At 65.2% G+C, this 8,966-nt stretch carries 5 protein-coding genes and 1 pseudogene; 4 read left to right on the plus strand and 2 right to left on the minus strand.

Annotated elements, in window-relative coordinates; all coding sequences use genetic code 11:
- Nucleotides 1-405: 405 nt before the first annotated feature.
- Nucleotides 406-522, minus strand: a pseudogene (locus ASE50_RS19745) (IS3 family transposase); the annotation flags it as partial.
- A gap of 185 nt (nucleotides 523-707) precedes the next feature.
- Between ASE50_RS19745 and ASE50_RS09050 the strand changes: the two are divergent.
- From ASE50_RS09050 to ASE50_RS09060, 3 genes are all read left to right on the plus strand, one after another.
- Nucleotides 708-1,442 carry a FadR/GntR family transcriptional regulator gene (locus ASE50_RS09050; protein ID WP_056398841.1) on the plus strand — a complete coding sequence of 245 codons (735 nt, stop codon included), beginning with the start codon at nucleotides 708-710 and terminating at the stop codon, nucleotides 1,440-1,442.
- Nucleotides 1,443-1,553: 111 nt separating this feature from the next.
- Entirely contained in the window at nucleotides 1,554-4,745 is a 3,192-nt protein-coding gene (locus ASE50_RS09055) for a TonB-dependent receptor (RefSeq protein ID WP_056398843.1), read from the plus strand.
- 103 nt (nucleotides 4,746-4,848) lie between these two features.
- Nucleotides 4,849-6,531: a DUF5597 domain-containing protein gene (locus tag ASE50_RS09060; protein WP_056398858.1), complete on the plus strand. Its 1,683-nt coding sequence runs from the start codon at nucleotides 4,849-4,851 to the stop codon at nucleotides 6,529-6,531.
- 91 nt (nucleotides 6,532-6,622) lie between these two features.
- Here ASE50_RS09060 and ASE50_RS09065 read toward each other — a convergent pair whose 3' ends face one another.
- Nucleotides 6,623-7,096, minus strand: coding sequence for a hypothetical protein (locus ASE50_RS09065; RefSeq protein WP_156347450.1), 474 nt, complete (start codon nucleotides 7,094-7,096; stop codon nucleotides 6,623-6,625).
- 129 nt (nucleotides 7,097-7,225) lie between these two features.
- Here ASE50_RS09065 and purH point away from each other — a divergent pair, with 129 nt between their 5' ends.
- Nucleotides 7,226-8,812 (plus strand): bifunctional phosphoribosylaminoimidazolecarboxamide formyltransferase/IMP cyclohydrolase, encoded by a 1,587-nt coding sequence (gene purH, locus ASE50_RS09070; RefSeq protein ID WP_056398863.1) that lies wholly within the window; start codon nucleotides 7,226-7,228, stop codon nucleotides 8,810-8,812.
- Nucleotides 8,813-8,966 lie beyond the last annotated feature (154 nt).

Below are 8,966 nucleotides of genomic sequence, written 5' to 3' on the forward strand. Positions count from 1 at the left end.
CAAGGCAGGATAAGCAACCTGCCTCGCCGAAGCCACCGTGCCGCGATCAAGGCCAGGGTGGCGTTGTCTGCGGTGACGGCGCGGCAGGCGCGGCAGTTCGGCATCGGCCGGGGAGCAACTGCCGTCTGGCACGGATGGTATCTGCGGCCGACCTTGCGGGCACGCGTCGGACGGACAAGGTGCATCGGCTCTCGCTGTTTGCCAGACGCTGGCTGCTGCTGATCGGCCGGGGTGCCGATATCGCGGGCAGCATATTGTGGAGCCTGTTGCGCGTGCAGCGGGGCATTGCCGGATATTTCGAAAGAGGCGAAAATCCATGTCGATGACCCGGACGATGCGCTGGTTCGGGCCGAAGGTCCCGGCTGTTGCACAGCGTCGTGGGCCGGTGAACTGGCTGCCTTGGCCGGTGTCGAGCGAAATCGACACCCGCCATGCGAGCCCCCCGGTGAACCAGTCGACGATCGCCACGGGATACACGAAGCCGCGCGCCATGGGGGTGTACGGGATGTCCGTCGCCCACACCCCGGCCTCCGCCGGGCGCACGCTCCGGATCGGCCGCGTGATCGCCGGACCAGTATCCATCCGCCGGGGATCGCAGAACCAATATCTTCCCACACCGCCATCGCCCTCGTTAAAGGCGAAAAACATCCTGACTGCCGGCGTTACCGCAAGGTGCCATTCTGAACACGCTTACCAAAAGGGAAAACATGGCCCATTCCGAAAAACTCTATCGGCGCGTGATCGACTTCGCTGTGGGGCAAATGCATGCCGGCACCTTTCCTATCGGTGCGCGCCTGCCGACCGAGCGCGATCTGGCGGAGAGCCTGGCAGTAAGCAGGGCCACCGTACGCGAGGCGATGGTCGCACTCGAAATCATGGGTGTGGTCGAGATCCGGAAGGGCTCGGGCATCTACGTCGTTGCACCATCGGCATTGAAGGGCCGGGTCGCCGCGCTCGATATCGGCGCATTCGAACTGCTCGAGGCGCGGCGGAGTATCGAGGCGGAGGTGGCGGCGCTGGCGGCGCAACGGATCGCGGCCGATGAACTCGCCGAGCTGGAAGCGTTGTTGGAGGTGATGACGCACGAGGACGTCGCCGTCAGCGAACGGGCGGATCGGGATTTTCATCTCTGCATCGCCAAGGCGACCGGCAACGCCGCGATGGTGAGCGTCGTCACCGATCTGTGGAACATGCGCGACCGCTGTCCGCTGGCCCGCACAATCCACCAGCGCGCACGTGGTGGTGATGAACTGTTGCGCCTCAACGAGCATCGTACCGTGCTCGACGCTCTGCGCGCACAGGACCCGGATCATGCCCGGCAGGCGATGCGGGATCATCTCGACGCTGTCATCGAGCATCTGTTGGCCAAGACCGAATGCGACGAACTCGCTGCCGTCCGTCTGCGAAGCGCCGAACGGCGTGGTCGAATACTCGGAAAATAGGTCTGATAAATTAGCCGGACAAGTTGGTTGACAGCGGGTCCGTTACCGCTACCATAATCCATCAAGGCACGGCTCCAGGAGTGAGCTGGCATCTGGAGATGGAAAAAGGGTATGTCTCGCGATATCTTCATGCGTGAACTGCGCGCATCGACTGCTTTCCTGCTGATCGCGACCGTCGCGTCGCCGGCACTGGCGCAGACCGATACGGCCGCGCCCCCCGCATCCTCGCAAGGCCAGGGGCAGACGGTTCCGGCCGGGACGGGTGGGGCCGAGCAGGAGGTCGCCGATGCCTCTGCCACCGGCAACGACGACATCGTCATCACCGGCTATCGCGCGTCGCTGACCAGCCAGACGAATGCCAAGCGCAACTCGATCGGCTTCACCGACACGATCTTCGCCGAGGATATCGGCAAGTTCCCCGACACCAACATCGCCGAATCGGTCAACCGCATCCCCGGCGTCACCATCAGCCGCGAAGTCACCGGCGAGGGCGCGAACGTCGCGATCCGCGGTCTCGGCACCAACTTCACCCGCGTGCTGCTGAACGGCGCGCCGGTCGCGATCGCCTCGGTCCGTTTCGATGCGCAGAGCACCAATCGCGAGGTCGATCTCGACCTGATCCCGACCGAGCTGTTCACCCAGCTGACCGTCAGCAAGTCGCCGACCGCCAGCCAGATCGAAGGGGGTGCTGCCGGCACCGTCAACCTGCGCTCGGCCCGGCCGTTCGACAATCCCAAGCCCTATCTCAGCTATGGCCTGCAAGGGTCGAAGGTCAGCAGCGCGGACAAATGGGGCTATCGCGGCCATGTGCTCGCCAGCGCCACCTTCGGCGATTTCGGCATCCTCGTCGGCGGCGCGGCGGTCAAGAACCAGTTCCGCGTCGACGGGTTCGAAACGATCGGCTGGACCAACCCGAACCTGACCGCGGCGCAGAGCAGCAGCGCGACCCGCAACGCGACCGGCGGCGGCAATTTCACCATTCCGGGCACGGTGCCCGCCAATGCCGGCAACGGCCTGGTCACCGGTACGGTGATCGATCAGGCGTTCCTGCTGCGCAACAATCCCGGTGCGACGATCGAACAGATCGACAACGGCATCCTGCCCCGTCTGGGCCGGCCGCGCACCGAGATCGGTGAACGCACCCGCTATAACGGCCTCGTCAGCCTCGAATGGCGGCCAAGCGACGCGCTGCATTTCTATGTCGACGGCATGTACGCCAAGCGCGATACCGAATTCACCCGCACCGCGATGAACTGGGCGGTGCGCAACGGTGCCGCGATCCCGCTCAACACCACCTATGACCAGACCAACTGCTCGGTCGGCTGCACCGTCACCGGCGGCACCTATGCCAATGCGCAGTTCTTCCTCGAATATCGTCCCTACAAGGATACGCAGGACTATTGGGGCGTGAACCCCGGCGTGGAGTTCGTGGTCAACGACTTCATCAAGGGCGATCTGCAGGCGAACTATACGAAGAGCACTTTCCGCCGCGAAAGCCCGACCTTCCTCGTCATCACCCCGCCCAGCAGTGGCACGACCGTCACCTATGCCAATGACGGCGGCATCCCGTCGATCACCAGCAACATCGACCTGAACGACCCGCGCAACTTCGGCTGGGCGGGCGGCGGCCGCGTCAACCTGAACGGTGAAGAGCGCGAGACCGAGACGCGCGGCATCCGTGGCAGCCTGTTATTCGGCGATGCGGCGAAGTTCAGCGTCCGCGTCGGCGGTGCCTATGACGATACCAAGCGCCGGATCACGCCGTTCGACAATACCAATCCGTGGCAGGCCGCGATCTGCGGCAACAACCCCAGCGTCGTGCTGCCCGGTCCGAACCGCCAGCCGCCGTGCGACGGCGCGAACCTGCCCGGCACGGTCGTGCCCGGCGGCTATCCGACCTATCCGGCCTATGGCACCGCCGCGACGCTCGGCGGCGCACCGCTGGTCTATCGCGGCTCGCTGATCCCGACCGCCGCCGTGCCGTCGTTCCTGCTGCCCGGCGACAATGGCTATGTCACCGTCGACTGGGACAAGGTGAAGGCCGCGACCGGCTATGACGCGCTTCTGGCGGGTGCGACCGAAACCGGCGCGGGCAGCAGCGGTGCCAATGGCGGCCTGATCCGCGAAAAGGTGACCGGTACCTTCGTCGAGATGAACGGCGTGTTCGACATCGGCGACGAAGATACGCTGCGGCTGAACGGCGGCGTCCGCTATGTCCGCACCGAACAGATCGTCGGCGGTCGGACCACCATCCCCAACCCGCTCAACACGCGGGGCGGCGTGACCTGCCCGGGCGTCAGCCCGACCTTCGCGCTCGACGGTTCGTGCTATGCGCCGATCGTCAACTTCACCGAGACGAACCGGCTCTATTCCAACTTCCTGCCCTCGGCGAGCGTCGCCTACAACTTCGGGCGCAAGGCGGTGGCGCGCGGGTCGATCTCCCGCACCATGACCCGGCCCGATCCGAACCAGCTGCTGCCCGGCGCCAGCTTCGTCCAGCCCTCGGCGGATGTCGGCACGCTCGGCAACAACGCGCTCAACCCATATATCTCGGACAATATCGACCTCGGCTTCGAATATTACACCGGCGGCGAAGGCGTCATCGCGTTTGCGGCGTTCCGCAAGTCGATCACCGGCTTCACGATCAACGGCGTCAATACCGTTCCCTTCTCGACGCTCGAACCGTTCGGCATCACCTTCTCGTCGCTGACGCAGGCGCAGCAGCAGGCGCTGATCGACCGGGCGCGCCCCTCGGGCATCGCGCCCGAACAGGTGCTGATCCAGATCCAGCAACAGGTGAACGCCAACGGCAAGCTGAAGGTCAACGGCCTGGAATTCCAGATCACCCAGCCGCTCGACTTCCTGACGCGCTATATCGGCGTGGAGGGTTTCGGTGTGCAGGGCAACCTGACGCTGATCGACCAGAAGGGCGAAGGCACCGGCGCGCCGGCGATCGCGCTGGGCGTCGCCCCCACCACCTATACGATGACCGGCTATTACGAGGGCAGCGGCCTGTCGGCACGGCTGACCTATACCTATAACGAAGGGTCGCAGCAGTCGGTTCTGAACCAGAACGGCATCGGCAACGCGGCGATCTTCGGGCGCAGCTACGGCCAGCTCGATTTCTCGGGCAATGTCGATCTCGGCAAGATCCTCGGCAACGACTATCTGCCGACGCTGGTGGTCAACGTCATCAACATCACCAAGGAAGCGCAATCGAGCTACTTCCAGTTCCCCAACGCGACCTTCAACGAATACAACCCCGGCCGGACGCTGCTGGTCGGTGTGCGCGGTCGGTTCTGAGGTTGCTTTCCTCCCCTCCCCGGAGGCCTACTCGGGCCGGTCTTTACGACCGGCCCATTTCTTTGAGGGGCGGAGGGTCATGTTCCTGCGATCGGAAATGCCAATGCGCCTGCTTTTCTTCGTAACCGCGCTGCTCTCCTGCCTCTCGCCGGTCGCCGCCGTCGCGCAGGCGCGTTATCCGGTGCCGCCGCACCTCGAACAACGCGGGAACGCCACGCAGCTCGTGGTCCAGGGCAAGCCGTTCCTGATCCTGGGCGGGGAGATCCATAATTCGAGCAGTAGTGACCTCGCGTACATGGCGCCGGTCTGGCCGAAGCTGAAGGCGATGAACCTCAACACGGTGCTGGTGCCCATCGCATGGGAAACGATCGAGCCCGTCGAGGGACAGTTCGATTTCACGCTGCTCGACGGGCTGTTGCGCGGCGCTCGCGCGCACGACCTGAAGGTCGTGCTGCTGTGGTTCGGCAGCTGGAAGAACACCTATTCCAGCTACGTTCCTGCCTGGGTCAAGCGGGACCAGACCCGTTTCGCACGCATGCTGACCGCCGACGGGCGCGGCACCGAGCGGCTGTCCACCTTTTCCGACGCGGCGCGCGATGCGGATGCGCGGGCGTTCGCCCGGCTGATGCGCCATCTGAAAACGGCCGATGGTGCGCAACAGACGGTGATCTCCGTGCAGGTCGAGAACGAGGTCGGGGTCATCCCGCAGTCACGCGATCATGCGCCGGCCGCCGAGGCGGCGTTCGCCGGCCCTGTCCCGACGGTGCTGATGGAACGGCTCGCCGCCGATCGGGCCCGCATTTACCCTGAACTGCGCACCGCCTGGGAGCGGGCCGGTGCCCGGAGGGCAGGGACGTGGCGCGAGGTCTTCGGCGACACCGGCATGACGGAATCGCTGTTCATGGCCTGGCACTATGCGACGTTCATCGAAAAGGTCACGGCGGCCGGGAAGGCGGAATACGCCCTGCCGATGTTCACCAATGCAGCGTTGATTCGCCCGAACTATCAGCCGGGCCAGTATAATTCCGGCGGTCCGTTACCCTTCGCGATCGACATCTACAAGGCGGGAGCGCCCTCGCTCGATTTCCTCGCCCCCGATATTTATTTCGAAGACTATGTGAACTGGGCGTCGCAATATGCGCGGCCGGACAATCCGCTGCTGGTGCCGGAGGCGCGCGGCGGTGCCGCGGGCGCTGCGAACGCGCTCTACAGCTACGGATCGCTCGGTGCGATCGGCTTTTCCCCCTTCGGCATCGATGGCGAGGGCGTGGTGCTGCAGGGGGATGCGAGCATCGGGCTGCAGGCGGCGGGCGAAGGCGATCCGGCGATGGCGCATCTCTACGGCCTGCTCGCTCCGCTCGCCCCGCGCATCCTCGACGCTCAGGCAAAGGGGACGGTCTCGACGGTCATCCTCGAAGGCGGTGCCCAGCGGTCGGGTCGCGGGCGGATCGGCGACTATGTCGTCGACGTGCAGCGCGCGACGGGTCCCGATGGCAAGCTCGATCCGCTCAGCCGGGTAGCGGCGATGTTTCTGCAGACCGGCGCTGAAGAGTTCATCGTCGTCGGCGCGGGCGACATGCAGTTATCCTTCACGACCGACCGACCGGGCGCGCCGGTCGTCGGGATCGAGAGTGTCGACGAGCAGTTCCTCGTTGGCACCGGTGCTCCGCGGATCGGTCGTCGGCTGAACGGTGACGAAACGGGGCAAGGACAGGGGCTGCGCCTGTTCTCGACCGATACGGCCGACCAGAAAGTCTATCGGCTGCGCTTGTACCGTTATCGTTGAGTTCCCGGAATATTCGTCCGGCGGGCATCGCAACAGAAAGAATCCTGATGGCTGGAGCATGACCGGACCCTGGCCGAGGCACCGTCTGGCGTCAGGGAACAGGTACGATCGCGAAGAAATCAGACCCGGTCGCGCTGGATAGACATGGTCCGAGCATCCGCGCATCTTGCCCGCCGGCATCCGAATACACCGAGAAACAATAGCGCCTTGCGTGGTCGAATGCCGCCGGTCGGGCGCGAATAGAATCGAAGACGGGATCGCCGGTTTTGCGGCGAATTGCGTTACGGGCGTTGGTTTCGATATGGTTGGCGGCGATGAGCGCATAATCCTGTTCGTCGAAACAGGTAGCAGCCGCCCCGTGACGTTCCATGCAGAAGCGATAGGCGGCATCCCGCATCGCCGGCGTCGCCTTCGACCAGTTTGCCGTCGAAAGGGGCCAATCGGCGACTGGCCCGAATTTCGACACCCGCTGCGCATCCCTGATCTGTCTATCCATGTCCATCGCCGAAGGGGAGCAACCCGCCAGCAGGATCGAAACGGCAACCGGCAGACGCGCTCCACGCATTCCGAATTCTCTTGGCGTTCCATAAGGGGGCGACGCCAACCTATCGCAAATCGACGACGTTCCTGCCACCCAAAGGTCGCACCCCCACCCCCTTGCCCCGCCGCGCCATTCGCGCGAAAGGGCGCGCCCATGGATCATGTCATCGCACAGCGCGCGCTCCTCTCGGTTTCCGACAAGAGCGGCATCGTCGACCTCGCCACCGCGCTCAGCCGCCATGGTGTCGAACTGGTGTCCACCGGCGGGACCGCCGCCGCGCTGCGCGATGCCGGCCTCACCGTCCGCGACATTTCGGACCTGACCGGCTTTCCCGAAATGATGGACGGCCGGGTCAAGACGCTGCACCCGATCGTCCATGGCGGGTTGCTGGCGGTGCGCGACAATGCCGAGCATGTCGCATCGATGAAGGAACACGGCATCGGCGCGATCGATATCGTCGTCGTCAATCTCTATCCGTTCGAAGCGACCGTGGCCAAGGGTGCCGACCGCGACACGATCATCGAGAATATCGATATCGGCGGGCCGTCGATGGTGCGGTCGGCCGCGAAGAACCATGATGCGGTGGCGATCGTCACCGATCCCGCCGACTATGCCGCGCTGATCGCCGAACTCGACGCGAACGGCGGCACCAGCCTTGCCACGCGTCGCCGGTTCGCCGCGAAAGCCTATGCCGCGACCGCCGCCTATGACTCGGCGATCGCGCAATGGTTCGCCTTTGCCGATCAGGGGCAGGCGTTTCCCGACACGCTCCCCCTCGCCTTCACCCGCGGCGCTGAACTGCGCTATGGCGAGAATCCGCATCAGTCGGCCTCGCTCTATATCCCGCGCGGGCCGGCGGCGCGCGGCATCGCGCAGGCCGAACAGGTGCAGGGCAAGGCGCTGAGCTACAACAACTATAACGATGCCGATGCCGCGCTGGAGCTGGTCAGCGAATTTCGCGACGGCCCGCCGACCGTCGTCATCGTCAAGCACGCCAATCCGTGCGGCGTCGCGACCGGCGACACGCTGATCGAGGCGTATCAGGCGGCGTTGGCCTGCGACAGCGTGTCGGCGTTCGGCGGGATCATCGCCGTCAACCGCCCGCTCGACGGCGAAACCGCGCGCGCGATCAGCGGCATCTTCACCGAAGTCGTCGCCGCCCCCGATGCCGATGACGAGGCCAGGGCGGTGTTCGCCGCCAAGAAGAATCTGCGCCTGCTGCTGACCGGCGAATTGCCCGATCCGGCACGCGGCGGTCTCACCGTCAAGACCATCGCCGGTGGGCTGCTGGTCCAGTCGCGCGATGCCGGCAATCTCGATCAGGTCGAGCTGAAGGTCGTGACCAAGCGTCAGCCGACGAAACAAGAAATGGCCGATTGCCGGTTCGCATGGACCGTCGCCAAGCACGTCAAGTCGAACGCGATCGTCTATGCCAGGGGCGGCAGCACCGCCGGCATCGGCGCGGGGCAGATGAACCGGCTGGAATCGGCGCGCATCGCCGCGTGGAAGGCGAAGGACGCCGCCGACAAGGCCGGTTGGAGCGAGGCGCGGACGATCGGGTCGGCGGTTGCGTCGGACGCCTTCTTCCCGTTTGCCGACGGGCTGCTGGCGGCGGTCGAGGCAGGCGCGACGGCGGTGATCCAGCCGGGCGGATCTATCCGCGACGAAGAGGTCATCGCGGCGGCCGACGACGCGGGGCTGGCGATGGTGTTCACGGGGATGCGCCACTTCCGGCATTGATGGGAGGGTGGTGGTAACGTCGCTTCCCAGCCGATTGCGTACCCCCGCGCAGGCGGGACTGTTTACACGAGGCGCGTTTTGGATTCTTCTGTGTTCCTTTGATTTGGGACGGGGAGGATAGGATGCGTTGTCCAGCGTGCGAGGGGACCGACCT

Source organism: Sphingomonas sp. Leaf5 (assembly GCF_001421155.1).
Classification (GTDB): Bacteria; Pseudomonadota; Alphaproteobacteria; order Sphingomonadales; family Sphingomonadaceae; genus Sphingomonas.

Bases quoted from the DNA above. Each gene is read 5' to 3' on its own strand.
- ASE50_RS09050 (WP_056398841.1), top strand. From the start codon at position 708: ATGGCCCATTCCGAAAAACTCTATCGGCGCGTGATCGACTTCGCTGTG.
- ASE50_RS09055 (WP_056398843.1), top strand. From the start codon at position 1,554: ATGTCTCGCGATATCTTCATGCGTGAACTGCGCGCATCGACTGCTTTC.
- ASE50_RS09060 (WP_056398858.1), top strand. From the start codon at position 4,849: ATGCGCCTGCTTTTCTTCGTAACCGCGCTGCTCTCCTGCCTCTCGCCG.
- ASE50_RS09065 (WP_156347450.1), bottom strand. From the start codon at position 7,096: ATGCGTGGAGCGCGTCTGCCGGTTGCCGTTTCGATCCTGCTGGCGGGT.
- purH (WP_056398863.1), top strand. From the start codon at position 7,226: ATGGATCATGTCATCGCACAGCGCGCGCTCCTCTCGGTTTCCGACAAG.